This window comes from Kitasatospora sp. NPDC101235 (genome assembly GCF_044767505.1).
GTDB lineage: Bacteria > Actinomycetota > Actinomycetes > Streptomycetales > Streptomycetaceae > Kitasatospora.
In genome coordinates this window covers 122,354-146,936 of sequence record NZ_JBIWNZ010000025.1, presented here as the reverse complement: position 1 = coordinate 146,936, position 24,583 = coordinate 122,354, and the positions used below count along the sequence as shown (strand labels likewise).

Here is a 24,583-nt window from a genome sequence, read left to right as displayed (position 1 = left end):
TCGGACCGCCTTCCAGCGGACCCTCCGGGCTTCGTTCTTTCGTGTTTCCAGCTTATCAGATGTTTTCCGCTCCGTTTTCCGGAGTTTCATTCATCAGATTTGCTTTCCGCTTTGCTGCCCCGGTCTCCCGCGGCGACTCCGGAACTGTACGGGGACCTGCCCGCCACATGCAAATCGCCCCTGCCCGGGCTCCCGGGCAGGGGCGATCCATGCCGATCAGGGCCGGCCGGATCCGGGTCAGCGGACCTCGGTGATCTCCGGGCCGCGCGCGAACGGGTCGAGCGAGGCGCCACCGAAGCGGCTCTCGCCCTCACCGGCAGCAGCGGCCGCCCCGCCACCGTCGGCGACCATCTGGGCGTCCTCGGGAAGCTTCAGCACGATCGGGTCGCGGGGAGCCATCGGGGACTCGCCACGCACGACGACCGTCTGCCGGAAGACCTGCTCCAGGATCCCGGCCATATCCGGCTGCACCGCGGCCTGGCCCGAGATCACACCGCGCAGGAACCAGCGCGGACCGTCGCAGCCGACGAACCGCACCAGCTGCACACCCTGGGTGCCGTCCGGAAGCTGCACGGGGACCTGGGCGCGCAGGTGCCAGCCGAGCGGGCCCTCCTCCTCCTCGATGAGGCCGCCCTGCGAGGTGATGCCGTTGGCGATCTCCTCCCGGACCTCGCCCCAGATGCCCTCCGACTTCGGGGCCGCGAAGGCCTGGAGCTGGATGGCGCTGTTGCCGAGCACGAGGGTGGCGGCCACGATCGCGTCACCGGCGACCTCGACACGCAGCTCCATGCCCTCGACACCGGGGACCAGCAGACCCCCGAGGTCGACTCGTCCCTCCTCGGGGTTCTCCAGCTCGGAGTTGTCCCACGGACCATCCGGCCGGGGGGCCGGAGGCAGGCCGACCCTGTCGGCCGGGTCCAGCTCGGTCACGTTCTCGCTCTCGGCGGAACCTTCGACGTCATCGGCCGTCTCGTCGGCGCTGATGGCGTCGTCGGCGAGCTGCTCGACAGCGTCCTCGCTCTTCTGGCGACGACGGAACACGGTCACTGTCCTTCCCGGTCCAAGACCGATGCGAATACCTGCTCGGCTTCCTGCGAGGCCGCGGGCATGCTAGACCGCGGCGTGGCCGCCGGTCGACCCGAACCCGCCCTCGGCGCGTGCCGACCCAGGCAGCTCCTCCACCTCGTGGAACCGGGCCTTCTCGACCTGCTGGATCACCAGCTGGGCGATCCGATCCCCTCGACGGAAGCTGACCCCCTCGTGCGGGTCCAGATTGACGACGATCACCTTGATCTCTCCACGGTACCCGGCATCGACCGTCCCCGGGGCGTTCACGAGGGCAACGCCGCAACGAGCTGCCAGCCCCGACCGGGGGTGGACGAAGGCCGCGTAGCCGTCCGGCAGGGCGATGGCGACGCCGGTGGGCAGGACGGCCCGCTCTCCGGGGGCCAGCTCGGCGTCGACGGTGGTGCGCAGATCGGCACCGGCGTCCCCGGGCTGCGCGTACGCGGGCAGCGGCAGCTCGGGGTCGATGCGCTTGATCAGGACGTCCAGCTGCGGGCGGGGGGTGTCGCTCAAGGGTTCACCTCAAAGGCTCGTGCGCGCTTCATCAGATCCGGGTCGTCGAGGACCTTCTCGATGTCCTCGGGACGACCGTGCGTGGTGAAGTGTTCCAGCTTCACCTGGATGAAGAGGGCCTGAGCCCGCACGGCGACCGGCCCGTCCGGACCGCCGATCCGCGCCTCGGCGGCGCTGTAGATCTTGCGGCCGTGCACACCGGTGATCCAGGCGCGCAGGTGCAGCACCGAGTCGACGGGCACCGGGCTGAGGAAGTCGGTCTCCAGCCGGCCGGTCACGGCGGGGGCGTGCAGCAGCCAGTTGAGCGTGCCGAGGGTCTCGTCCATGGCGGTGGTCAGCAGCCCGCCGTGGGCCAGGCCGGGGCCGCCCTGGTGGGCGTCACGGACGGCGAACTCGGCGGTGACGTCGAGTCCCTCGCCGGCAACCGCGTCGATCCGCAGGCCGCCGGGGTGCTGCGGGCCGCAGCCGAAGCAGTGCTCGTAGTGGGAGCCGAGCCGGGTGCCGGGGGCGGGCGCCTGGGGGTGGCGCTGCGGCAGGACGGCGTCCGGCGGCGGGGTGGTCGGGGACGGCGGCATCGCGGGCGCCGGCCGGGCGGTGGGGGTGCTGGGGGCAGTCGTACCGGTCACGGGGCCCAACCCTACCCAGGGGTAGGAAGGCCTCCGGTGGGGGTGGCGTCCCCTGCCGGGCGTCAGGGCGACCACAATGGGGGCATGTACGACGAACGCCTCACGGTGCCGCGTTCCTGGTGGCTGCTCCCGATCGCGATGGGTCTCACACTCGCGCTGATCCTCATCCGGGTCAGCGGTCCGGCCGCGCTGATCGGGCTGGTGGTCGGCATCGCCGCCGGCGCGGTCGCGATCAGCAGCTACGGCTCGGCCCGCATTCGCGTGGTCCAGGGCTCGCTGGTGGCCGGCCCGGCCCGGATCCCGGTGGACGCACTCGGCAGCGCTCAGGCGCTGAGCCCCGCCGAGGCGGCGGCCTGGCGCGGCCCGAAGGCCGATCCGCGCGCCTTCATGCTGCTGCGCAGCTACGTCCCGACGGCGCTGCGGATCGAGGTGACCGACCCGGCCGACCCGACGCCGTACCTCTATCTGTCGACCCGCTCGCCGATGAAGCTGGCGGAGGCGCTGGAGGACGCCCGGCGCGGCGCCCGCACCTGAGACGGGCCCGGCCGGCCGTGAGCCGGGCGGGCCCGGACACGAGCCGGACGGAAGAGGCCGGACAAACGGAGAGGGACGGTTCCGCTGCTGCGGGACCGTCCCTACGACTTTGTCCTGACCGGTACGCCGGCCGGCTCCGTCCTGCCGGGCCCGTCCAACCGGACGGTTCCCGGACCTGCCGTCCGGCCCCGCTGCCCGGGGCCGGAAGGAGCGGTGTGCCGGTCCCGCGGGCGCAGCCGCGGGCCTCGGGCCCTGTCCGCCGCGGTGCTCAGGCGCCGCAGTCCCGGCAGATCGGGTTGCCGTTCTTCTCGCTGTAGAGCTGGCTGCGGTGGTGCACGAGGAAGCAGCTCATGCAGGTGAACTCGTCGGCCTGCTTCGGCAGCACGCGGACGGCGAGCTCCTCGTTCGAGAGGTCTGCGCCGGGGAGCTCCATGCCCTCGGCAGCGTCGAACTCGTCGACGTCGACAGAGCTGCCGCCCTTGTCGTTCCGCCGAGCCTTGAGCTCCTCGATGCTGTCCTCGTTGAGCTCGTCGTCGGTCTTGCGTGGGGTGTCGTAGTCGGTTGCCATTTTTCGCTCTCCCCCTCCGGGTTGTGCGGTGTGTGCGGTATCTCCAGCGCACGTAACGCATGGGGGGTCGGTCTTGTGCCCGACCCGAGGCGGAGATTTTGCCTTACTTCAAGCCCTGTTACTCAATCGACACTCAGCCCGGGCTCCATCGGGGTGATCCCCGGGGCTGCGGAAGGCCTCACGCTGGGCCATCGTCAGCCCTCCCCGGACCCGGCGAACCGGACACGCACAGTGATCGCGAGAGGCGTGGGTGCCTGCGGCCTCCCTTGTCCACCAGGGGCGCCGACCGATCCCGTGGACCGGTCCCGGGTCGAAATCCGGTCACGGACGGCGATCGGCACCCCCGATCGGGTGATCACTCTCCGGGGTTGCCCGGAATCACGGAGCGACACCGTGTGAGCTTGCTCACGTTCAGAATCTTCCGGGGCAAACCACGGAAAATCCACCCACTCCGACTGCCCGCTGCGGCGCCTCAGCCGGCGTTCTTCCGGGCCTGGCGGCGCGCCATCAGTGCGGCCTGGCGCTCCTCGAACTTCCGGGCCTGGCCGTCCAACCCGTCCAGGAACACGCCCAGCTCGTTCTGCGCCAGCAGGCCCTCCGGCCCGAGGTCACCGATCTCCATCACCTTGAGGTGGCGCAGCACCGGCTGGAGCACGTCGTCGTGGTGGATACGCAGGTTGTACACCCCGCCGAGGGCGATCTGCGCGGCGGCGCGCTCGAAGCCGGGGATGCCGTGGCCGGGCATCCGGAAGTTGGTGACCACGTCGGCGATGGCCCGCATGGCCTGGTCCGGGGCGATCTCCAGGGCGGCCTTCAGCAGGTTCCGGTAGAAGACCATGTGCAGGTTCTCGTCGTTGGCGATCTTCGCCAGCAGCTGCTCGCAGAGCGGGTCACCGGCGTACTTGCCGGTGTTGCGGTGCGCGATGCGGGTGGCGAGCTCCTGGAAGGCCACGTACGCGACGGAGTGCAGCATGCTGTGCGCGTTGTCGGACTCGAAGCCCTCCGACATGTGGCTCATCCTGGCCCGCTCCAGCTCCACCGGGTCGACCGCACGGGTGGCGAGCAGGTAGTCGCGGATCGCTATCCCGTGGCGCCCCTCCTCGGCCGTCCAGCGGTGCACCCAGGTGCCCCAGGCGCCCTCGCGGCCGAACATGGTCGCGATCTCGTGGTGGTAGCTGGGCAGGTTGTCCTCGGTCAGCAGGTTCACCACCAGCGACACCCGGCCCACCGCGGTCACCTGGGACTGCTCGACCGACCAGGCCTCGCCGCCCAGCACGCCGTCGAAGTCGCGGCCCTGGCTCCACGGGATGAACTCGTGCGGCATCCATTCCCGGGCCACGCCCAGGTGGCGGTTGAGCTCCTTCTCGACGACCTCTTCGAGCGCGAGGATCAGCCGCGCGTCGGTCCAGCCGCTCGGAACGAGCGAGGAGCTGCTCTGCACAGGGGCGATGGTCACGGTCTTGCTCCTGAGGGGACGGCACGCGCTGGGACGGGCGCGCTGGACGGGAACAGGTCGTTCGGACCCGTCGGCGGGCCGCCGACGGATTCACCTACGGTTGCGTAGGTTACGACACCGTAAGTTGCCCGGGCCGGAAATGACAAGCCGCCCCCGCCAGGCCTTATGTCGTCTTGACGGGCCTGGCGGGGGCGGCTGGAAACGGTCGCCTACGGAAGGGGCGGGCGTCGGACCCTTACGGCGAGGGGATGCGGACCCTCATGGTGAGACCGCCGCCGGCGCGCGGCGTGGCCTCGATGGTGCCGCCGTGGGCGCGCACCACCGAGCGGACGATGGACAGGCCGAGCCCGACCCCCTTGTCGCTGCGGGTGCGGTCGGCGCCCTTGACCCGGCGGAACGGCTCGAAGATGTGCTCCAGTTCGTACCCGGGCACCACCGGGCCGGTGTTGGAGACCACCAGCTCGCCTCCGCCGGGCACCGCGGTGGTGGCCAGTTCGACCCAGCCGCCCGGCGTGTTGTAGCGGACGGCGTTCTGCAGCAGGTTGAGCGCGAGCCGCTCCAGCAGCACGCCGTTGCCGGCGACCATGGCCGGATCGAGCTTCGAGCGCAGTTCGACCTCGCGCTTGTCGGCCTCGACCCGGGTCTGCTCCAGCGCCCGGGTGGCCACCTCGGACAGCTCCACCGGGCGCCGGTCGGTCAGCTCGTTCTCGCTGCGGGCGAGCAGCAGCAGGCCCTCGACCAGCTGCTCGCTGCGCTCGTTGGTGGCCAGCAGGGTCTTCCCCAGCTGCTGGAGGTCGGGTGAGGCCGCCGGGTCGGAGAGCTGGACCTCCAGCAGGGTGCGGTTGATCGCCAGCGGGGTGCGCAGCTCGTGCGAGGCGTTGGCGACGAAACGGCGCTGGGAGTCGAAGGAGCGGTCCAGCCGGTCCAACATGTCGTCGAAGGTGTCGGCGAGCTCCTTGAGCTCGTCGTCCGGCCCGTCCAGCTCGATCCGGCGGTGCAGGTCGGAGGAGGCGACGTCACGGGCGGTGCGGGTGATCCGGCCGAGCGGGCGCAGCACCCGGCCGGCCATCGCGTAGCCGGCCGCGAAGGCGATCACGGCGAGGCAGACGAGCACGGTGAGCAGCTTGCGCAGCAGGGTGTTGAGCGCCTGGCTGGCCTGGTAGGCCTTGTTGTCGTTCAGCCACTGGTCGAGCGCGGACTGGTTGGTGAGGGTCAGGCCGTCGGGGGTCCGCACGGAGATGCCCGGCCCGTTGAGCAGCAGGTGCGGCTGGCCGACGTTCTGGAGGGCCTGCTGGACGAAGAAGTACATCACCAGCAGCAGCACCACGCCGGCCATCAGGAACATCCCGCCGTAGAGCAGGGTGAGCCGCATCCGGATGGTGGGGCGGAAGGGCAGCCAGGCGAGCACCCCGTCGCCGGGGACGTAGGTCTGGTTCGACCGGGCCGAGCCCGGGGGGTGCAGGGGCTTGGGCGGTACGGCACGCGGGCCGCCGGCGGGCGCGCCGGAGGGCCCGCCGGCCGGGGGCGGGGTGGTCATGATGGTCCTCTCGGGGCGTCCGCCGGGGCGGGCGCTCACGGCAGGGAGTCCTCGGGTGGGCGGACTCCGGTCGTCAGATCCGGTAGCCGGAACCCGGCACGGTGACGATCACCGGCGGGTCGCCGAGCTTGCGGCGCAGCGTCATCACGGTGACGCGCACGACGTTGGTGAACGGGTCGGTGTGCTCGTCCCAGGCCTTCTCCAGGAGCTGCTCGGCGGAGACGACGGCGCCGCCGGCCCGCATCAGCACCTCCAGGACGGCGAACTCCTTGGGGGCGAGTTGGACGGTGCGTCCGTCGCGGATCACCTCGCGCCGGCCGGGGTCGAGCGAGATGCCGGCGCGCTCCAGCACCGGGGGCAGCGGGATGGTCGCGCGGCGGCCCAGCGCCCTCACCCGGGCGACGAGTTCGCTGAACGCGAACGGCTTCGGAAGGTAGTCGTCCGCGCCGATCTCCAGGCCCTCGACCCGGTCGCTGATGTCGCCGGAGGCGGTCAGCATGATCACCCGGGTGGCCAGGCCCTGCTCGACCACCTTGCGGCAGACGTCGTCCCCGTGCACCAGCGGAAGATCGCGGTCCAGGACGACGACGTCGTAGTCGTTGACCGCGATGCGCTGGAGCGCGGCCTCCCCGTCGTACACCACGTCGACGGCCATCGCCTCGCGGCGCAGGCCGGTCGCGACGGCCTCGGCAAGCAGCTGCTCGTCCTCGACGACGAGAACCCGCACGGTCGTTGTCCCTTCTCCAGGCCGGCCCCGGAAGCGGACGCACGGCTCCGACGGTGCCTCCATCCTGCCTGGTCCGGCGGTAAAGCAGCGATAAGCTGCCTCTCGGGCACGGCACCCCGGTCCTCGGAAATGGCCGTTCGCACCCGCACCAGTCCGCTTGGACTGTGACACGGGCAACTTTCTTCCGCCGGGAGGTTTCCCGGCCCCCGGGGCGGGGAGGACAGCTGCACACCCGCGATCTGGCTGATGGCCGGTCGCACCCACTCGCCGTGCGTTCATCCGCGCCGGCCCTGGGGCTGGGACATCACCGGGAGCGGCCGAAAGCCGTCTCCGCACCTGTCCGGAGATTCACCACCTTCCGGCCTGGGTGCATTCACCGGCTGGACCTCCTCGGGGCGGAGAGCGCACGACCGTGCACGTCCGACACAGTAAGGGGGCCCGTATGGACGCCTTCAAGGCCGGAATCCTGCAGCGCATAGCCAACGCGGAGCAGGATCTGCACCGAGCGATCGAGGCCGGGGACGAGTTCCTCGCCGAGGTGGAGCAGTCCGAGCTGGACGACCTCCGCCGGCTCGCCGCCGACCACGGCATCGACACGGTGCTGGAGCGCCACCGCACCGCTGCCTGATCCGTCCGGCACAACCGACCCGTCGCCGGACCTCCGGCACCAGCGGCCCTGCGGGGGCCGTGCGAAACCAGGCCCTGGCACCCCCCGTATGTCAGGGCTCTTCGCATGTCCGGGGCCGTCCCGCCCCCGGGGTTCCGGGGGCGGGACGGCCGGAACCGGTCAGTCCGCCCAGGCGCGCAGCGCGGCCAGCCGCTCCTGGAGCGGCTCGTACACCCCCGGGGCGGCGGCCACGGTCAGCTCGCGGTCCGGCCCGTGCCCGGGACGGCCGCCGGCCAGGGCGCCCGCCTCGGTGGCGATCAGGCAACCGGCCGCCCGGTCCCAGGGGGCCAGGCCCCGCTCGTAGTAGCCGTCCAGCCGCCCGGCGGCGACGTCGCACAGGTCCACCGCGGCCGCCCCGCCCCGGCGGATGTCCCGCACCTCCGGCATCAGCGCCAACAGCACCTCGGCCTGCCGGACCCGTACCGGCTGGACGTAGTTGAAGCCGGTGGCGATCAGCGCCTGGCCCCAGGGCGGGGCCGGGCGGGCCGAGACCGGCCGGCCGTCGAGGCGGGCCCCGCGGCCCAGGACGGCGTGGAACAGCTCTCCGCGGGCCGGGATGTACACCACACCGACGACCGCACGGCCGTCCACCTCGGCGGCCACGCTGACCGCCCAGGAGGGCAGCCCGTAAAGGTAGTTGACCGTTCCGTCGAGCGGGTCCACGACCCAGCGGACCCCGCTGGTGCCCGGCCGCTCGGCGCCCTCCTCCCCGAGGTAGCCGTCCTCCGGGCGGCGGTCGGTGATCAGCTCCAGGACGAGCTTCTCGGAGGCGAGGTCCATCTCGGTGACCACGTCGACCGGGCTGCTCTTGGTGCCGGCCACGCCGAGGTCGGCGGGGCGGCCGTCACGCAGCAGGGCGCCGGCCTGCCGGGCCGCGTCCAGGGCGACCTCCAGCAGGTCGTCGAGGAGCCCGTCGTCGGGCAGGGCGGGGGTGGGCACGGGGTTCTCCTCCGGGGTGACGGAACGGGCTGGACGGGCGGTCAGCGCTCGGCGACGGCCGGGCGCGGGGCGCGCGGGTTGGGGCAGCAGGCCACCGCGCACACGTCGTGGCTGGGGCCGAGGGTGCCGAGGGCGCAGCGGGTCACACGCTCACCGCGCTCGGTGGCGGCCCGTTCCAGGACGAGTTCGCGCACCGCGGCGGTGAACCGGGGGTCGGCGCCGACGGTGGCGGCCCGGGCCACCGGCAGGCCGAGCTCGGCGGCCTTGGCGACGGCCTCGGTGTCGAGGTCGTACCTGACCTCCATGTGGTCGGAGACGAAGCCGATCGGGACCATCACCACGGCGGGTGCGCCCCCGGCGTGCTGGGCCTCCAGGTGGTCGCAGATGTCGGGTTCCAGCCACGGGATGTGCGGGGCCCCGCTGCGGCTCTGGTACACCAGCTCCCACGGCCGGCCGGCCACGCCGGTGCGCTCGGCCACGGCGGCGGCGATCAGCCGGGCCACGTCCAGGTGCTGGGCGACGTACGCGCCGCCGGGCTCGCCGCGCGCCGGGTCGTCCGGGGCGCCGGAGGTCTCGGCCATGGTGTCCGGGACGGAGTGGGTGGTGAACGCCAGCCGGGCGCCGGCCCGGACGGCCTCGGGCAGTTCGTCCAGGGCGGCCAGGGTGGCGTCGATCATCGGCTCGACGAAGCCCGGGTGGTTGTAGAAGTGCCGCAGTTTGTCGACCCGCAGGGCCGGTGCGCCCTCCTCGGCGAGCGCGGCCAGCGCGTCGGCCAGGTTCTCCCGGTACTGGCGGCAGCCCGAGTAGCCGGCGTAGGCGCTGGTGGCGAGCACGGCGATCCGGCGGTGGCCGTCGGCGGCCAGCTCCCGCAGGGTGTCGACCAGGTAGGGCGCCCAGTTCCGGTTGCCCCAGTAGACCGGAAGGTCCAGCCCGTGCTCGGCGAAGTCCTTGCGCAGCGCGGCGAGCAGCTCGCGGTTCTGCCCGTTGATCGGACTGACCCCGCCGAACATGAAGTAGTGCTTGCCCACCTCCTTCAGCCGCTCCTTGGGGATGCCGCGGCCGTGGGTGACGTTCTCCAGGAACGGGACGACGTCCTCGGGGCCCTCGGGCCCGCCGAAGGACAGCAGCAGCAGGGCGTCGTACGGGGCGGCGCCGGAGGGGGAGGGTTTGCGCGCGTCGGACATGGAGCCGATCCTGCCACTGAGGGGCCGGGCGCCGCCGCCGGGGCCGCACCGCTGTCCGGAAAATACCGTTTGCCAACATACGTAAGCTGTGTACGCCAGCCTTGTTCCTTACTCCCCCCGCCCGGAGCTCCCGTGCTGTCCAGCTACCGCCAGATATTCGCCTCCCCCGGCACTCTGGCCTTCTCCTCCACCGGCTTCGTCTCCCGACTGCCGATCTCCATGACCGGGATCGGCATCGTGACCATGCTGTCCCAGCTCAGAGGCTCCTACGGGGTGGCCGGCCTGGTCTCGGCCTGCCTCGCGATCTCCGCCGCGGTCCTCGGACCGCAGGTCTCCCGACTGGTGGACCGGCACGGCCAGCGCAGGATCATCGTCCCCGCCATGGCGATCACCATCGTCGCCGTCACCGGCCTGCTGCTCTGCGCCCGGATGGAGGCCCCGGACTGGACGCTGTTCGTCTTCGCCGCCGGCATGGGCGTGATGCCGAGCACCGGCGCGATGGTCCGCGCCCGCTGGGCCCACCTCTACCGCGAGGACACCGGCAAGCTGCACACCGCCTACTCCTTCGAGGCCGTGGTCGACGAGGTCTGTTTCATCGTCGGCCCGATCCTCTCCATCGGCCTGGCCACCTCCGTCTTCCCCGAGGCCGGCGTGCTGCTCGCCGGGATCTTCCTCGCCGTCGGCGTCCTGCTGTTCGCCGGGCAGCGCTCCACCGAGCCGCCGGTCCATCCGGCCGCCCGGCACGAGGGCGGCTCGGTCATCCTCAACCGCGGCCTCCAGGTGCTGATCCTGACCTTCGTCGCCACCGGCGCGATCTTCGGCTCGGTCGAGGTGGTCACCGTCGCCTACGCCGAGGCCCAGGGCCACAAGTCGGTCTCCAGCGTGATCCTCGCCCTGTGGGCGCTCGGCTCCTGCCTGGCCGGGGTCGTCTTCGGAACCCTCAAGCTCACCGGCTCGATGGCGGTGCGCTTCCTCGTCGGCGTCCTGTTCATGGCGGTCAGCATGGTGCCCCTGCTGCTGGTCGCCCACGCGGTGCACGGCGTCGGCGGGCTGGTCGTGGTCGGCGCCGCGCTGCTGATCGCCGGCATCGCCATCTCCCCCACCCTGATCACCGCGATGGCCCTGGTCGAGCGCCTCGTCCCGGCCGCCCAGCTGACCGAGGGCATGACCTGGACCACCACCGGCCTGGCCCTCGGCGTCGCGGCCGGCTCCTCGGCCGGCGGCTGGGTGATCGACGCCTCCGGCGCCGCTGCGGGCTACTGGGTGCCGATGGCCGCCGGCCTGCTCGGGGTGCTCGCCGCCCTCGCCGGCCTCGGCCGGCTGCGGGCCGGACTGACCGCCGAACCCGGCACCGAGGTCGCCGTCGAAGAGGCCGGACGGACCGTAGACGCCGAACGGTGAACTGACTAATCTCTCGCCCTACCCGCGGGCCTACCCGCGGGTAGGGCGGCCGCGCCGCCCCGGACCGCGCCGACCCGTTCGGCCACGGAGCAGGAGGCAGCGCAATGCCCCAGGCCAGTACCGCGACGCCCACCCGGTGGACCAACTGGGCCGGCAACCAGAGCGCCCGGCCCGCCCGGGCCGCCGCCCCCGGCACCGTGGAGGAGCTGGCCAAGGAGATCCTGCGGGCCGCCGAACAGGGCCGCACCGTCAAGGCCGTCGGCTCCGGCCACTCCTTCACCTCGATCGCCTCCGCCGGCGACGGCGTCCAGATCCGCCCGCACGCGCTCACCGCCGTCCGCGCGATCGACCGCGAGGCCGGCACCATCACCGTCGAGTCCGGCCTCCCGCTGCACCGGCTCAACCGGGTCCTCGCCGCCGAGGGCCTCTCCCTGACCAACATGGGCGACATCGAGGTCCAGACCGTGGCCGGCGCCACCAGCACCGGCACCCACGGCACCGGCCGCGACTCCGGCTCGCTGGCCGCGCAGATCCGCGCGCTGGAGATCGTCCTCGCCGACGGCACCGTCCAGCGCTGCTCCCCCACCGAGAACCCCCGGCTCTTCCAGGGCGCCCGGCTCGGTCTCGGCGCCCTCGGCGTGATCACCGCGCTCACCTTCGGCGTCGAGCCGGCCTTCCTGCTCACCGCGCACGAGCAGCCGATGGGCTTCGACGAGGTGCTGGAGCGCTTGGACGACCTCACCGCCGTCAACGAGCACTTCGAGTTCTACTGGTTCCCGCACACCGACCGCTGCTCCACCAAGCGCAACAACCGCAGCCAGGGCCCGGCCGCACCGCTGCCCCGGTTCAAGGAGTGGCTGGAGGACGACTTCCTCTCCAACACCGTCTGGGAGGGCGCCTGCCGGGTCGGCCGGCGCTTCCCCGGCTCGATCCCCTCGATCGCCTCGCTGGCCAGCCGGGCCTGGTCCGAGCGCAGCTTCACCGACACCGCCCACAAGGTGTTCACCAGCCCGCGCAAGGTCCGCTTCGTGGAGATGGAGTACGCGGTGCCGCGCGCGGCCGTCGGCGAGGTGCTGCGCGAGCTGAAGGCCCTGGTCGAGCGCTCCGACTGGAAGGTCAGTTTCCCGGTCGAGGTGCGCTTCGCCCCCGCCGACGACCTCTGGCTCTCCACCGCCTCCGGCCGGGACAGCGCCTACATCGCCGTCCACCTCTACCGGGGCACCGCCGACCAGGGCTACTTCACCGGCGTCGAACAGCTGATGACCGCCCATCAGGGCCGGCCGCACTGGGGCAAACTGCACACCCGCGACGCCGAGTACCTGGCCGGCGTCTACCCGCACTTCGGCGACTTCACCGCGCTGCGCGACGAGGTCGACCCGCAACGGGTGTTCGGCAACGACTACCTGCGCCGGGTACTGGGCGCCTGACGCGTCCCTACGGCGTCCCGGCAGTCCCGTCGGCCGGCGGCGGGGCCACCGGCGCCTTCGCCGGGTCGTTCGCCGGGGCGCTGCTCGGTGCCGGCGGCTGCGGGGTCGCCCCGCCGGTGGGCCTCCCACCGCCCGCCGACGGGGAGGCGCCGGCCGACGGGGTGGCGCTCGGGCCCGCCGAGGGCGAGGCCGTCCCCGCGCCGGTGCTCGGCGTGTCGCCCGGCACCCGGCCCGGCCGGGTGGTCGCCGGGGCCGAGGCACCGCCGGACGGCGTGGCCTCCTGGCCCCCGCCCGGGGACTGCCGGTCCACCGGGGCGTCCTGCGGCCGGGAGGACTTGGGCGCCACCGAGCCGCCGAAGGACGTGCCGTTGCCGGACTCGCCCTTGACCGTCGCCGACACCGGCTGCCCGGTGGCCAGTTCGAACGCCACGATCGGCGTCATCGCCAACAGGAAGACCAGCCCCGACACCGCCGCGTACGTCTTCCAGCCCCACCGCCGACGCGCCCGCACCACCTGCGGCTCGTTCCACTCCGAGGTGATCACCGGCGGCCGCGCCGGCTCCCCGGACTCGACCGGCACCTGGCGCAGGGTGTTGGCGGCCTGGTTCGGCCCCCGGTCCACCACCTCGCGCAGCTGCTCCCCGGTCCGCTTGAAGATGTGCTGGAACACCGCGCTGCCGGTGGTGGCCCCGATGCTCACCACGGCGGCACCCAGGATCGTGCCGTACACCCCCAGTTCGGAGGCCAGCAGCGCGCCCACCACCGTTGCCAGCGCACTCGCCACGACCTGAGCCACACTCAGATCGATGCGCCTGCGCTCCTCCTTGGCCTTGCCGCCCTCCTCGGCGGGGCTCCGCTCCGGCATCAACATCCCTCGGTCCGTACGACTGTCCTTCGAACAAGACTGTCCATCTTGCCCAAAGAAGGACACAAGGGACGAAAATGCGGTTCTTCGCGCCCGGATTGTGTGAAGATGATCACCGTTCGTCCGACGCCGGTCCGCCATCGGGGGAGCACGCTCTTGAGATTCCCGTGAATCGCGGGAGACTTGAGCGGCGAGCCGCCCCTTTGGATGCCACGAATGGAGTACTGTTCGTAAAGCCCGAGCCTTGGGTCGACTTGTCGACTGCCCTGCACCGGCAGCTTGACGAGGAGCCACGGAGCGGGCACGCACGGCGACGCCCGTCCCGGATCGTCGCGTTCACTGCGCGTGCGAGGACGGCCGGGACACCCAGGCGCGACGTCGACGGATGGCGTGGCAAAAAGGCAACCGTGCCACAGCGGCGTGCGCGGGCGTAAGCCCGACACGCCGGGGAACTCAGCAAGGTTGTGGCCAGTCGCGAGTGGGCGGGCCACACTCAGTACGGGAGCAGCGACGCAGGTGACGTCGGCAGGCACCACCCGGGAGGTAACCGTGCCCGAACTGCGGGTTGTGGCCGTCAGCAACGACGGCACACGGCTGGTGCTCAAGGCTGCCGACAGCACGGAGTACACCCTTCCCATCGACGAGCGGCTGCGTGCCGCCATCCGCGGCGACCGGCCGCGCCTCGGCCAGATCGAGATCGAGGTCGAGAGCCATCTGCGCCCCCGGGACATCCAGGCGCGGATACGAGCCGGTGCCTCCGCCGAGGAGGTGGCCCAGGCCGCCGGGATCTCCGTCGACCGCGTCCGCCGCTTCGAGGGCCCGGTGCTCGCCGAGCGCGCCTTCATGGCCGAACGCGCCCGCAAGACCGCCATCCGCCGCAACGGCGAGTCCCCCGGCCCGCAGCTCGGCGAGGCCGTGGCCGAGCGGCTCGCGCTGCGCGGCGCCGAGAAGGACACCGAGCGCTGGGACTCCTGGCGGCGCGACGACGGCACCTGGGAGGTCATCCTCTCCTACCGGGCCGACGACGAGGGCCGCAGCGCCTCCTGGACGTACGACCCGCCGCGGCGCCTGGTCCAGCCCAACGACGACGAGGCCCGCGCGCTGATCGGCGAGAACGTCGAGCGCGAGGAGGAGTCGGTCTTCCCGTTCATCCCGCGGATCGCCCGGCTCCCCCAGGACCGGCCGCCCCGCCCGATGATCGACCGGCCCTCGGCCGACCGCATCATGTCGGCCCGCGAGGTCCGCGAGTCGCGGGAGGCCACCGCCGAGTCCCGGGACTCTCTGACCAGCCTGCTCGACGTGGTCCCCGCCTTCCGCGGCGACCTCGCCGTCGGCGCCCCCACCGCGATCGAGCCGGTGCCCGCCGAGGTCGCCGAGGAGAGCGAGGAGGCGGCAGCCGCCGCCCCGGCGCTCGGCGCGGGCTCGGCCTACGCCGACATCCTGATGCCGCGCGCCGTCGCCCCGCACCGCGAGCGCCTGGTCGGCACCACCGACCGGCAGGCCGAGGCGGACGGCGTCCGGCCCGGCCGCCGGGCCACCGTGCCCAGCTGGGACGAGATCGTCTTCGGCAGCCGGCGCAAGAAGCAGGAGTAGGAACAGTGGTACGCCGCAGGGGCGGGAGGCCGGGCCTCCCGCCCCTGCGGCGTCCCCGGGGAATCAGCCCGGCTGCTCGGTGACCGCCACCGGGCGGGAATCGTCGCTCGACCACTCGCTCCACGAGCCCGGGTACAGCGTGGCCGGCAGGCCCGCCACCTCCAGCGCCAGGATCTGGTGCGCCGCCGTCACGCCCGAACCGCAGTACACCGCGGTCTCCCGCTCCCCCGCACCCAGCGCCCGGAACCGGGCGGCCAGCTCGACGGCCGGCAGGAACCGGCCGTCCGGGCCCACGTTCCCGGCCGTCGGCGCCGAGACCGCGCCCGGGATGTGCCCGGCCCGCGGGTCCACCGGCTCGGTCTCGCCCCGGTAGCGCTCCCCGGACCGGGCGTCCAGCAGCAGCCCGCTGCGCGCCCAGGCCGCGGCGCCGTCCCCGTCCACCGTCGGCAGCTGCCCCGGCACCGGCTTGAAGTCGCCCTCCCCAGGCTCCGGCAGCTCGGCCGTCACCGGCAGCCCGGCCGCCTGCCAGGCCGCGAATCCGCCGTCCAGCACCCGGACGTCCCGGTGACCGGCCCAGCGCAGCAGCCACCAGGCCCGGGCCGCCGCCATCGAGGCCGCTCCGTCGTACACCACGACCGGGCGCTGCGCGCTCACCCCGAAGCGGCGCATCGCCGCGCCGAACTCATCCGGGTCGGGCAGCGGGTGGCGCCCGCCCCGGCCGGGGGCGCCGGGCGGGGCGGCCAGGTCCCGGTCCAGCTCGACGAAGTGGGCGCCGGGCAGGTGACCGGCCCGGTACTCCTCGGCCGCGGTCGGGCCGCCCGGCGCGGCACCGACCAGCTGGTAGCGCACGTCCAACAGCACCGGCGGCAGGGCGGAGGCGAGCGCCTCGCGCAGCTCTGCCGCGGAGATCAGCGGGGAACCGTCGTTGTAGGTGGTGGTCATGGCGGCCATTGTCGCGCAGCCCGGCCCCGGCGGCGGGCCGTCCGGGCCCCTGCCGCGGCCCGGTCCGGTCCGGGGGAACCGCCGGAATCCGCAGGACACGCCCGACCCACCGCTCTTTGGTGGGGTCTTTGCGGGACTTTCCGCGCGGCCCGAGGGTTGGGCGCCCGCCAGGGTGGAAGCATCACCCTCGCGCGCGAGGATTTCCGTGCGCCAACCACCCACGAGGAGGCCCGCATTGCCCGCGGTGGAACTCCGACTGGCCCAGGGCACGCCCTGCTGGGTCAGCCTGCTGACCGACGACCTGCCCGGCGCCCGCGCCTTCTACGGCGCACTGCTCGGCTGGACGTACACGCCCGGGCCCGGCCAGCTCGGCGACTACGTCCGGGCCGAGCTCGACGGGGCGCCGGTGGCTGGCCTCGGCGTCTCCACCGCCACCGGCTTCCCGGTGCAGTGGACCACCTACTTCGCGGTGGACGACGCAGACCGCACCGCCCAACTCGTCCGCGAGTGCGGCGGAACCGTCGCCGTCGGACCGCTCCAGGCCGAGCGCGCCGGGCGGATGGCCATCGCCGCCGACGTCTCCGGCGCGGTCTTCGGCCTCTGGCAGGGCGAGGAGCACCTCGGCCGGGAGGCCGGCCGCGAACCGGGCGCCCCGGCCTGGACCGAACTGCTCACCCCCGACGCGGAGGGCGCTGCCACCTTCTACTCCACCGTGCTCGACCGCCCGGTCCGCTCCGCCCCGGGCGAGACCGCGCTGCTGGTGCACGGGCGGCCGGTCGCCGGCATCCGGCACCACGCCGAGCTGTGCGGCCACCCGACGCGCTGGCGCACCCACTTCGCAGTCGGCGACGCCGCACTGACCGCCCGTCACGCCGTCGAGCTGGGCGGCCGGGTCCTGGTCGAACCGCACGACACCATCCGCGGCCGCGCCGCCCGGCTGGCCGACCCGCAGGGCGGGCACTTCTCCGTACTGGAGGTGCTCCCCTAGACCGCCCCGGCCCTCAGGCCTGCTGCTCCTCGAAGGGCAGCACGTCCGGGGAGAGCACCGAGACGCGCGCCGTCGCGGCGGTCAGCCGACGGCGGTGGTGGCGGCGGCACAGCACCTCGTAGCCCACCTCGTCCTGGTCCACCGAGATGTCGCCGACCACCACCTGGGCGCCCTCGACCACCATCACCCCGCCGACCGTCCGGGCGTTGTGGGTGGCCCGCGCACCGCACCAGCACAGCGCCTCGACCTGGAGCACCTCCACCCGGTCGGCCAGCTCGATCAGCCGCTGCGAGCCCGGGAACAGCCGGGTGCGGAAGTCGGTGGTGATGCCGAAGGTGTAGACGTCGATGTCCAGTTCGTCCACCACCCGGGCCAACTGGTCCACCTGCTCTGCGGCGAAGAACTGCGCCTCGTCGCAGATCAGGTAGTCCACCCGGCCGCCGGCCGAGAGCCGCTGCACCACGTGCGCGTGAAAGTCGAAGTCGTCCGTCACCTCGACCGCGTCGGCGCGCAGGCCCAGCCGGCTGGAGATCGTCGCCGCGCCCGCCCGGTCGTTGCGGGTGAGGATCACGCCCTGCCGGCCGCGCGCGGTGTGGTTGTGGTCCATCTGCAGCGCCAGCGTCGACTTGCCGCAGTCCATCGTGCCCGAGAAGAACACCAGTTCAGCCATGGGTGGAGCAAGGGCCTTTCAAATCAGGGAAGTTCGGGCACAGATAAGTCAAGTGCGCGGCTCAGCCGCGGACTTCGAGCAGCGGCACGAACTGCTCGACCGGGGTCATCGAACCGTGCAGACCGATCATCGCGGACTCCCCGGGCTCGTTGCGGGAAGCGACGATCGCGATGTCGTCGCGCGCCGCGGCAACCACGTCGCCGATCCGGGCGTACACCCGCTCGTCCACGGCCGGGCCGAACCAGCCCGCCGCGATCGCCTGGTCCCGGGTGGCCACCCACATCCGGTCGCCCAGCACCTCGCTCCAGACCGCGTGCACGTCGGCCGCGGCCCCCGGCACCGCGTACACGTGCCGGGCCCGGCCCTCGCCGCCGAGCAGGGCGACGCCGGCGCCCAGCTCCCAGTCCTCGTCGAAGTCGATCCGGTCCTCCGGCGCGATGTCGATCATGCCGTGGTCGGCCGTCACGTACATCGCCGAGCGCGGCGGCAGCTGCCCGGCCAGCCGGCGGGCCAGCCGGTCCACCGCGTCCAGCGTCATCCGCCACTCGTCCGAGTCCACCCCGAAGCGGTGACCCGCACCGTCCAGCTCGCTGACGTAGGTGTACACCAGCGCCCGGTCGTGCTCCGCCAGCCAGGAGGCCGCCAGGTCCATCCGCTCCTCGCCCGTGGTGCGGCCGAGGAAGGTGCCGCCGGACAGCGCCACCCTGGTCAGCGGGGTCTGGGCGAACAGCGGGGAGGAGACCTGGGCGGTCGCCACCCCGGCCTGGTGGGTGCGCTCGAAGACCGTCGGGTACGGCTGCCAGGCGTGCGGCTCGGTCGGCGGCTGCCAGCGCAGCTGGTTCATCAGGTAGCCGGTGCCCGGCACCGCCACCGTGTACCCGGCCAGGCCGTGCAGGCCCGGCGGCGTGCCGGTGCCGACCGAGGCCAGCGAGGTCGCCGTGGTGGACGGGAAGCCCGCGGTCAGCGGCCGTCCGCTGCCGCCCAGCGAGCTCCCGACGAGCGAGGACAGGAACGGCGCGTACTCGGGGTGGCGCAGCAGCAGCTCCCAGCCCAGGCCGTCCACCAGGAACACCACCACCCGGTCCGCCGGGGCGATCGGGAGGGTCGCGGTGAACCCGGGGACACCCAGCCCCGCCGCCACCGAGGGCAGCAGGTCGCACAGCGAGCCGCTGCCGTACGGGGGCGCGGGGGCCGTGGTCGGGTCAAGGATCTCGAAGGCGTCGTAGCCGTCGGCAGGAACGAAGGACATGGAACCGGATTCGTAGCGGTGCGGTCGGTCGGGAGCGGCGGGGCTCAGACCCGCGGGCCGTTGCTGATCGTCGCGTCGGACAGCGCCCGGGCGAACACCAGCGCCTGGGCCACCGTCTCCGGGCCGTCGCCGGCCTCACTCACCCGCAGTGAGAGGTCGTCAGCCGTGGCCGAGCCGGTGTAGCCGTGGTCCGCCTCGCAGTTCGGGTCCGAGCAGCCGGCCGGCTCCAGGTCCAGGCGCTGCACCGCGCCCCAGCCGATCGTCAGCACCACCTCGCGCGGCAGGGTGCCCGGGGTGTACGTCTCCGGGTTCGCCACCATCCGGCTCACCACGACCGAACCGATCCGGTCCAGCCGGACGCTCTCCGTCGACGTCGTCGCGAACGGCACCGCCGGGCTGCCCTCGGCCCCGGACTGCTCGTCCGTGTGGCTCACCACGAACCGGGTCGGGGTGAGCACCAGCACCGTCACGTGCCGGCGCACCTCGTTGGCGTCGAAGGTCGTCTCCTGGTGCACCAGGTAGGAGCTGATCGGCTCCGGGCCCACCGCGGACTCGACCGCCTCGGACACCAGGGCCGGGTAGTAGCCGCTGCGCTCGATCGCCGAGCGCAGGTCCTGAGTGGTGGTACCGGTCTTCGCCATATCTCCATCCTGGCATGGTCCGCCGACGAAGCGGGCGGCACGGCGCCGAGCTTCGGACAACAGCGCCCGGGCAGGGCGCAACCAAGGAAGGTTACAGCGTGCTCATCGCGCGCGGGCCCAGATCGCTGCGGACCGGCAGGGGCGCGACCCGTACCCGTGCCCCCAGGATCGCCAGCCCGTGCGGGGCCACGACCACCGGTTCGAGATCCACCGAGGCGATCTCCGGTACATCGTCCACCAGCTGCGACACCCGCAGCAGCAGCTCCTCCAGGGCTCCGGTGTCCACCGCCTCGGCGCCGCGCCAGCCGAACAGCAGCGGCGCCGCCCGGACCTCACGGATCAGCCCGGCGACGTCCTGGTCGGTGGCCGGCACCAGCCGGTGCGCCGTGTCGCCCAGCAGTTCGGCCGGGGCGCCGGCCAGGCCGAAGGAGAGGATCGCGCCGACCGCCGGGTCCACTGTGGCGGCGATCACGGTGTCCACGCCGCGCGGCGCCATCCGCTGGACCACCAGCTCGGCCTGCGCTGCGCCGCCGAGCAGCGCGTCCAGCTCGCGGTGGGCGCGGCGCAGGCCCGCCTCGTCGGTCAGGTCCAGCCGGACGCTGCCCAGGTCGGGGCGGTGGCGCAGGTGCGGGGCGGTCGCCTTGAGGGCCACCGGGTATCCGAGCGTCCCGGCGGCTCGTGCGGCGGACTCCTCGTCCGGGGCCGGCCGCACCGGCGAGACGTCGATCCCGTAGCGGGCCAGCAGCTCCATGGCCTCGGCCTCGGGCAGGACGAGCCGGGCGCCGCCGGGTTGGGTGCGCGCCGCAACCGCGGCCCGGGTGCTCAGCGCCGCCTCCACCAGCCGACGGGCGCCGGGCTCGTCGATCCGGTCCAGCTCGGGGACGCGCGCCGTCTCCTCCGCCGCGGCCGTGCGGCGGCGCCACTGCGCGTAGTGCACGGCGTGGGTGAGGGCGTGCACGGCCCGCTCGGGCGCCGCGTACGCGGGGATGCCGCCGGGGCGCAGCCTGGCCGGCAGGTCGGTCAGCGCCAGGTGGGTGAGCAGCAGCGGCTTGCCCAGCTCCCGGGCCCGGCGGCCGGCGTCGAGCAGGGCGGCGGCGATCTCCGGGTCGTCCGTACCCATCGCTGGGTCGTCCTCGCCGGTCAGCCGGCCGCCCATGAAGGCGTGCGCGGAGGTACCGATCGGCGGGATCGCGACGGCGATCACCGCGTCCACGGCCGGATCGGCGAGCGCGACGTCCAGTGCGATCCGGAAGTTCTCGCCGGTCGCGGCGGTGGTGAGGTCGACGGGCACGCACGGGCGCAGGCCCGCGCTCAGCAGGGCGTCGTAGGTGAGCAGGCCGAGCGAGTCGGAGTTGCCGACCACGGCGACCCGGTCCCCCGGCGGCAGCGGCTGCTGGGCCAGCAGCTCGCCGGTGTCGTACAGCTCGGTGATGGTCGCCACCCGGGTGACGCCCGCCTGTTCGAACAGCGCGTCCACCGTGGCGTCGTGCAGGCCGGTGGCGGTGGCCGGGACGGCGTGGCCGGGCGGCAGGCTGCCGGTGTGCCGGGCCCCCTTGACCACCACGACCGGCTTGACGGCGGCCAGCCGGCGGGCGATCCGGGTGAACTTGCGCGGGTTGCCGAAGGACTCCAGGTAGAGCAGCACCACCTGGGTGGCCTCGTCCTCGGCCCAGTACTGGAGGAAGTCGTTGCCGGAGACGTCGGAGCGGTTGCCGACCGAGGCGAAGGAGGAGACGCCGAGGCCGCGCTTGTGGGCGGCCTCCAGCAGGGCCACGCCGATCGCGCCGGACTGGCAGAAGATCCCGAAGCCGCCGCGGCCGGGAAGGCGTGGGGCGAGCGACGCGTTCAGCGGGCTCTGCGGGTCGGTGTTGATCAGGCCGAAGGCGTTCGGGCCGATCACCCGCATGCCGGCCGCGCGGGCCTGGCGGACCAGCGCGCGCTGCCGGTCCCGGCCTTCCGGACCGGTCTCCGCGTAGCCGGCGGTGACCACCACCAGGCCCTGCACCCCGTGGGCACCGCACTCGGCGACGGCGGCCGGGACGGCGCTCTCGGGGACGGCGATCACCGCGAGGTCCACCGGTCCGGGAATGTCCAGAATCGAACGGTGGACCGGGACGCCGTCCAGCTCGGTGCCGGGCTCGGCGTTGCGGTTCACCGCGTACACCGGCCGGTCGGCCGGGGCGCCCCCCAGCAGGTCGCGCAGGATGGCCCGGCCGACGGTCTGCGGGGTGCGCGAGACCCCGATCACGGCCACCGAGCGCGGGGTGAGCAGCCGCTGCACCGAGCGCGCCTCGGCGCGGTGCTCGCGGGCACGCATCACGGCGAGCGAGCGGTCGGTCTGTTCGAGGTCGAACTCCAGGTGCACCACGCCGTCGGCGAAGCTGCGGTGCTGGGTGTAGCCGGCGTCGGTGAAGACCTTCACCATCTTCCGGTTCTCCGGCAGCACCTCGGCCTGGAAGCGGCGGATGCCGCGCTCCTGCGCGACCGCCGCGATGTGCTCCAGCAGGGCGGAGGCCACGCCGCGGCCCTGGTGGGCGTCCTGCACCAGGAAGGCCACCTCGGCGTCGGTGCCGGTCTCGGAGGGGCGGCCCTCGGCGTCGATCCGGTCGTACCGGACGGTGGCGATGAAGTGGTCCCGGACCACCACCGCGAGGCCCACCCGGTTCACGAAGTCGTGGTGGGTGAAGCGGCGGACGTCCTTGTCGGAGAGCCGCGGGTAGGGGGCGAAGAACCGGAAGTACTTGGACTGGTCCGACACCTGCTCGTAGAACTCCACGAGCCGTCCGGCGTCGGCGGGCGTGATCGGCCGGATCCGAGCCGTGCCTCCGTCACGCAGCAGGATGTCCGCTTCCCAGTGCTGCGGATAGTCGGGTTGCTCGGGGTTCACCACCGCGGGGTCTTCCACATTCGTCAGATTATCCGGCGGCGAGCCGAATGGCGTCGGGCGCGTGCCCACGGCAGGGTGTACAGGGCCGTCGGCCGGGGTTTATGCCCCGAAAAGAAACAATCACAAGTCCTGAACGCGGCGGTTTCCGGGGGCCGACTGCGTGCAACACTGGTCTAGACAACATGGCCGCTTCCCCCGCTCCCCCGAGCACGGCCGTGACCAGCTTCACCGGAAAGGCACGTCTCATGGCTGAGCGCCGCGTCACCATCGGTTGGGCCGAGGGCCTGCACGCCCGTCCCGCCTCCGTCTTCGTCCGGGCCGTTGCGGCCACCGGCGTGCCGATCACCATCGCCAAGCCGGGCGGCAACCCGGTGAACGCCGCCTCCATGCTCGGCCTCCTCGGCCTGGGCGCCCAGGGTGGCGACGAGGTCATCCTCGCTTCCGACGCCGAGAACGCCGACGACGCGCTCGACCGCCTCGCCAAGCTCGTCTCCGAGGGCCTCGACGAGCTCCCCGCCGCGGCCTGAGGCCTCTCAGCCGCCCGATCGGGGTGCCACCGGATTCCGGTGGCACCCCGATCGGCTTCTCCGGCCGCTTCCGCGCTCCGGCCGGCCCGGTCAGCCCTTGACGCAGACGACCTGCTTGAGGTGCGCGACCACCTCGACGAGGTCCTTCTGCTGCTCGATGACCTTCTCGATGTTCTTGTAGGCGCCCGGGATCTCGTCCACCACGCCGCCGTCCTTGCGGCACTCCACGCCCTTGGTCTGCTCGACCAGGTCCTGCGTGGTGAACCGCTTCTTCGCGGCGTTGCGGCTCATCTTGCGGCCGGCGCCGTGCGAGGCGGAGTTGAACGAGGCCGCGTTGCCCAGACCGCGGACGATGTAGGAGCCCGTCCCCATCGACCCGGGGATGATCCCGAGGTCGCCGGAGCCGGCCCGGATCGCGCCCTTGCGCGTCACCAGCACGTCGACGCCGTCGTACCGCTCCTCCGCCACGTAGTTGTGGTGGCAGCTGATCACCTCGTCGAAGGCGACCTCCGCCTTGGCGAACTCGCGGCGGACGACGTCCTGGAAGAGCGCCATCATGACCGCCCGGTTGTTCTTGGCGTACTCCTGCGCCCAGAACAGGTCCTGGCGGTAGGCCGCCATCTCCGGGGTCTTCGCGAGGAAGACCGCGAGGTCCTGGTCGATCAGGCCCTGGTTGTGCGGCAGCGAGCGGGCGACGCCCATGTGGTGCTCCGCGAGCTCCTTGCCGATGTTGCGGGAACCGGAGTGCAGCATCAACCAGACCGCGCCGGTCGTATCAATGCACAGTTCTATGAAGTGATTTCCTCCGCCGAGCGTGGCCATCTGCTGCATGGCCCGCTCGCGACGCCACCTGACCTCCTCCGCCACCCCGTCGAAGCGCTGCCAGAAGTCGTCCCAGCCCGCCGTGCGGAAGCCGTACAGCTTGGTCGGGTCGACCGGGTCGGTGTGCAGGCCGCGGCCGACCGGAATGGCCCGCTCGATCTCGCGGCGCAGGGCGGAGAGGTCGTCCGGGAGGTCCTCGGCGGTGAGCGAGGTCTTGACCGCGCTCATCCCGCAGCCGATGTCGACACCGACGGCCGCCGGGCAGACCGCGTCCTTCATGGCGATGACGGAGCCGACGGTGGCGCCCTTGCCCAGGTGGACGTCGGGCATCACGGCGAGGCCGTGCAGCCAGGGCAGGGAGCTGATGTTGCGCAGCTGCTGGAGGGCCTGGCCCTCGACGGTGGCCGGGTCGGTCCACATCCGGATCGGCACCCGGACGCCGGGCACCTCGGTGTACGTCATGATCGAACGACCTCCAGAGGTCGGGAAGTTCACGTCGGGAAGCTGCCGCGCGAGGAATCCCGGCGCGGCTCGGGGAAGTTCAGGAGGAGGGGCTCAGACGCCCAGGGCGACGGCACAGGGGGAATACGGCCGTGGGGAGCGTCGTATGGCTTGCTCGACCCGCATGGTGACCGCCTCCCTTCCTTCGTCGCAGTTCGCACGTGCTGTGCGCCGGGGACCATCTATCCACGGAACAGGCGCGGTCTGCAACGGATTTAAGAACGCGTCCGGCCCGGCGGAGCGGGTGCTCCACC

General features: G+C 72.9%; 23 protein-coding genes. 7 read left to right on the top strand and 16 right to left on the bottom strand.

The window, feature by feature from the left end; translation table 11 throughout:
* Positions 1–237: 237 nt before the first annotated feature.
* The 3 genes from ACIRRH_RS32710 to ACIRRH_RS32700 form a co-directional block, all read right to left on the bottom strand.
* On the bottom strand, positions 238–1,041 hold the full coding sequence (locus ACIRRH_RS32710) for a DUF3710 domain-containing protein (protein ID WP_403074554.1): 804 nt from the start codon (positions 1,039–1,041) through the stop codon (positions 238–240).
* A 69-nt stretch (positions 1,042–1,110) separates the two neighbouring features.
* Positions 1,111–1,578 (bottom strand): dUTP diphosphatase, encoded by a 468-nt coding sequence (gene dut, locus ACIRRH_RS32705; RefSeq protein ID WP_224282986.1) that lies wholly within the window; start codon positions 1,576–1,578, stop codon positions 1,111–1,113.
* A complete protein-coding gene (locus tag ACIRRH_RS32700) occupies positions 1,575–2,153 on the bottom strand; it encodes a PaaI family thioesterase (RefSeq protein WP_224282992.1) in 579 nt (192 codons plus the stop codon). Before ACIRRH_RS32700 ends, dut begins: the two co-directional genes overlap by 4 nt.
* Before the next feature lie 135 nt (positions 2,154–2,288).
* On the opposite strand from ACIRRH_RS32700, the gene ACIRRH_RS32695 reads away from it, so the two are divergent.
* Entirely contained in the window at positions 2,289–2,738 is a 450-nt protein-coding gene (locus tag ACIRRH_RS32695; protein ID WP_224282987.1) for a DUF3093 domain-containing protein, read from the top strand.
* A 268-nt stretch (positions 2,739–3,006) separates the two neighbouring features.
* On the opposite strand, the gene ACIRRH_RS32690 is transcribed toward ACIRRH_RS32695, so the two are convergent.
* The 4 genes from ACIRRH_RS32690 to ACIRRH_RS32675 all read right to left on the bottom strand — a co-directional run bounded on the left by ACIRRH_RS32690 (position 3,007) and on the right by ACIRRH_RS32675 (position 7,026).
* Positions 3,007–3,306, bottom strand: a complete 300-nt coding sequence (locus ACIRRH_RS32690) for a DUF4193 domain-containing protein (RefSeq protein WP_030285479.1) — start codon at positions 3,304–3,306, stop codon at positions 3,007–3,009.
* 472 nt (positions 3,307–3,778) lie between these two features.
* Entirely contained in the window at positions 3,779–4,762 is a 984-nt protein-coding gene (locus ACIRRH_RS32685) for an acyl-ACP desaturase (RefSeq protein ID WP_403074552.1), read from the bottom strand.
* 235 nt (positions 4,763–4,997) lie between these two features.
* Positions 4,998–6,299, bottom strand: coding sequence for a sensor histidine kinase (locus ACIRRH_RS32680; protein ID WP_403074550.1), 1,302 nt, complete (start codon positions 6,297–6,299; stop codon positions 4,998–5,000).
* Positions 6,300–6,372: 73 nt separating this feature from the next.
* Complete coding sequence (locus tag ACIRRH_RS32675) at positions 6,373–7,026, bottom strand: response regulator transcription factor (protein WP_030057689.1); 654 nt, start codon at positions 7,024–7,026, stop codon at positions 6,373–6,375.
* A gap of 442 nt (positions 7,027–7,468) precedes the next feature.
* On the opposite strand from ACIRRH_RS32675, the gene ACIRRH_RS32670 reads away from it, so the two are divergent.
* The gene (locus ACIRRH_RS32670; protein ID WP_224282990.1) at positions 7,469–7,654 is read left to right on the top strand and encodes a hypothetical protein; all 186 of its coding nucleotides are present in this window, start codon (positions 7,469–7,471) and stop codon (positions 7,652–7,654) included.
* A 159-nt stretch (positions 7,655–7,813) separates the two neighbouring features.
* Here the strand turns inward: ACIRRH_RS32670 and ACIRRH_RS32665 are convergent, their stop codons facing one another.
* Both ACIRRH_RS32665 and ACIRRH_RS32660 read right to left on the bottom strand, forming a co-directional pair.
* Entirely contained in the window at positions 7,814–8,632 is an 819-nt protein-coding gene (locus tag ACIRRH_RS32665) for an inositol monophosphatase family protein (RefSeq protein WP_403074548.1), read from the bottom strand.
* A 41-nt stretch (positions 8,633–8,673) separates the two neighbouring features.
* On the bottom strand, positions 8,674–9,816 hold the full coding sequence (locus ACIRRH_RS32660) for a ferrochelatase (protein ID WP_403074546.1): 1,143 nt from the start codon (positions 9,814–9,816) through the stop codon (positions 8,674–8,676).
* A gap of 132 nt (positions 9,817–9,948) precedes the next feature.
* On the opposite strand from ACIRRH_RS32660, the gene ACIRRH_RS32655 reads away from it, so the two are divergent.
* Both ACIRRH_RS32655 and ACIRRH_RS32650 read left to right on the top strand, forming a co-directional pair.
* Complete coding sequence (locus ACIRRH_RS32655) at positions 9,949–11,217, top strand: MFS transporter (protein ID WP_403074544.1); 1,269 nt, start codon at positions 9,949–9,951, stop codon at positions 11,215–11,217.
* 104 nt (positions 11,218–11,321) lie between these two features.
* Positions 11,322–12,644 carry a D-arabinono-1,4-lactone oxidase gene (locus tag ACIRRH_RS32650; RefSeq protein ID WP_403074542.1) on the top strand — a complete coding sequence of 441 codons (1,323 nt, stop codon included), beginning with the start codon at positions 11,322–11,324 and terminating at the stop codon, positions 12,642–12,644.
* Between the two features lie 7 nt (positions 12,645–12,651).
* Here the strand turns inward: ACIRRH_RS32650 and ACIRRH_RS32645 are convergent, their stop codons facing one another.
* Positions 12,652–13,509: a hypothetical protein gene (locus tag ACIRRH_RS32645; protein ID WP_403074540.1), complete on the bottom strand. Its 858-nt coding sequence runs from the start codon at positions 13,507–13,509 to the stop codon at positions 12,652–12,654.
* 516 nt (positions 13,510–14,025) lie between these two features.
* On the opposite strand from ACIRRH_RS32645, the gene sepH reads away from it, so the two are divergent.
* Positions 14,026–15,102: a septation protein SepH gene (sepH, locus tag ACIRRH_RS32640; protein ID WP_403074538.1), complete on the top strand. Its 1,077-nt coding sequence runs from the start codon at positions 14,026–14,028 to the stop codon at positions 15,100–15,102.
* Positions 15,103–15,165: 63 nt separating this feature from the next.
* Here sepH and ACIRRH_RS32635 read toward each other — a convergent pair whose 3' ends face one another.
* Entirely contained in the window at positions 15,166–16,044 is an 879-nt protein-coding gene (locus ACIRRH_RS32635) for a sulfurtransferase (protein WP_403074536.1), read from the bottom strand.
* Positions 16,045–16,288: 244 nt separating this feature from the next.
* On the opposite strand from ACIRRH_RS32635, the gene ACIRRH_RS32630 reads away from it, so the two are divergent.
* A complete protein-coding gene (locus ACIRRH_RS32630; protein ID WP_403074567.1) occupies positions 16,289–17,032 on the top strand; it encodes a VOC family protein in 744 nt (247 codons plus the stop codon).
* A gap of 13 nt (positions 17,033–17,045) precedes the next feature.
* Here ACIRRH_RS32630 and ACIRRH_RS32625 read toward each other — a convergent pair whose 3' ends face one another.
* The 4 genes from ACIRRH_RS32625 to ACIRRH_RS32610 all read right to left on the bottom strand — a co-directional run bounded on the left by ACIRRH_RS32625 (position 17,046) and on the right by ACIRRH_RS32610 (position 22,497).
* Positions 17,046–17,702, bottom strand: coding sequence for a thymidine kinase (locus ACIRRH_RS32625; protein WP_403074534.1), 657 nt, complete (start codon positions 17,700–17,702; stop codon positions 17,046–17,048).
* A gap of 61 nt (positions 17,703–17,763) precedes the next feature.
* Positions 17,764–18,951, bottom strand: coding sequence for an alkaline phosphatase family protein (locus ACIRRH_RS32620; RefSeq protein WP_224280242.1), 1,188 nt, complete (start codon positions 18,949–18,951; stop codon positions 17,764–17,766).
* 44 nt (positions 18,952–18,995) lie between these two features.
* Entirely contained in the window at positions 18,996–19,592 is a 597-nt protein-coding gene (locus ACIRRH_RS32615) for a DUF5998 family protein (protein ID WP_224280238.1), read from the bottom strand.
* Between the two features lie 91 nt (positions 19,593–19,683).
* Entirely contained in the window at positions 19,684–22,497 is a 2,814-nt protein-coding gene (locus ACIRRH_RS32610) for a GNAT family N-acetyltransferase (RefSeq protein WP_403074532.1), read from the bottom strand.
* 227 nt (positions 22,498–22,724) lie between these two features.
* Between ACIRRH_RS32610 and ACIRRH_RS32605 the strand changes: the two genes are divergently transcribed.
* Positions 22,725–23,006, top strand: coding sequence for an HPr family phosphocarrier protein (locus ACIRRH_RS32605; protein WP_403074530.1), 282 nt, complete (start codon positions 22,725–22,727; stop codon positions 23,004–23,006).
* Positions 23,007–23,096: 90 nt separating this feature from the next.
* On the opposite strand, the gene ACIRRH_RS32600 is transcribed toward ACIRRH_RS32605, so the two are convergent.
* Positions 23,097–24,290 (bottom strand): RtcB family protein, encoded by a 1,194-nt coding sequence (locus ACIRRH_RS32600; protein ID WP_403074528.1) that lies wholly within the window; start codon positions 24,288–24,290, stop codon positions 23,097–23,099.
* Positions 24,291–24,583: the final 293 nt, after the last annotated feature.

Excerpts from the sequence above, each read along its gene's own strand:
- ACIRRH_RS32700 (WP_224282992.1), bottom strand. The coding sequence starts at position 2,153 with ATGCCGCCGTCCCCGACCACCCCGCCGCCGGACGCCGTCCTGCCGCAG.
- ACIRRH_RS32695 (WP_224282987.1), top strand. The coding sequence starts at position 2,289 with ATGTACGACGAACGCCTCACGGTGCCGCGTTCCTGGTGGCTGCTCCCG.
- ACIRRH_RS32690 (WP_030285479.1), bottom strand. The coding sequence starts at position 3,306 with ATGGCAACCGACTACGACACCCCACGCAAGACCGACGACGAGCTCAAC.
- ACIRRH_RS32680 (WP_403074550.1), bottom strand. The coding sequence starts at position 6,299 with ATGACCACCCCGCCCCCGGCCGGCGGGCCCTCCGGCGCGCCCGCCGGC.
- ACIRRH_RS32670 (WP_224282990.1), top strand. The coding sequence starts at position 7,469 with ATGGACGCCTTCAAGGCCGGAATCCTGCAGCGCATAGCCAACGCGGAG.
- ACIRRH_RS32660 (WP_403074546.1), bottom strand. The coding sequence starts at position 9,816 with ATGTCCGACGCGCGCAAACCCTCCCCCTCCGGCGCCGCCCCGTACGAC.
- ACIRRH_RS32650 (WP_403074542.1), top strand. The coding sequence starts at position 11,322 with ATGCCCCAGGCCAGTACCGCGACGCCCACCCGGTGGACCAACTGGGCC.
- ACIRRH_RS32645 (WP_403074540.1), bottom strand. The coding sequence starts at position 13,509 with ATGCCGGAGCGGAGCCCCGCCGAGGAGGGCGGCAAGGCCAAGGAGGAG.
- ACIRRH_RS32635 (WP_403074536.1), bottom strand. The coding sequence starts at position 16,044 with ATGACCACCACCTACAACGACGGTTCCCCGCTGATCTCCGCGGCAGAG.
- ACIRRH_RS32625 (WP_403074534.1), bottom strand. The coding sequence starts at position 17,702 with ATGGCTGAACTGGTGTTCTTCTCGGGCACGATGGACTGCGGCAAGTCG.
- ACIRRH_RS32620 (WP_224280242.1), bottom strand. The coding sequence starts at position 18,951 with ATGTCCTTCGTTCCTGCCGACGGCTACGACGCCTTCGAGATCCTTGAC.
- ACIRRH_RS32615 (WP_224280238.1), bottom strand. The coding sequence starts at position 19,592 with ATGGCGAAGACCGGTACCACCACTCAGGACCTGCGCTCGGCGATCGAG.
- ACIRRH_RS32605 (WP_403074530.1), top strand. The coding sequence starts at position 22,725 with ATGGCTGAGCGCCGCGTCACCATCGGTTGGGCCGAGGGCCTGCACGCC.
- ACIRRH_RS32600 (WP_403074528.1), bottom strand. The coding sequence starts at position 24,290 with ATGACGTACACCGAGGTGCCCGGCGTCCGGGTGCCGATCCGGATGTGG.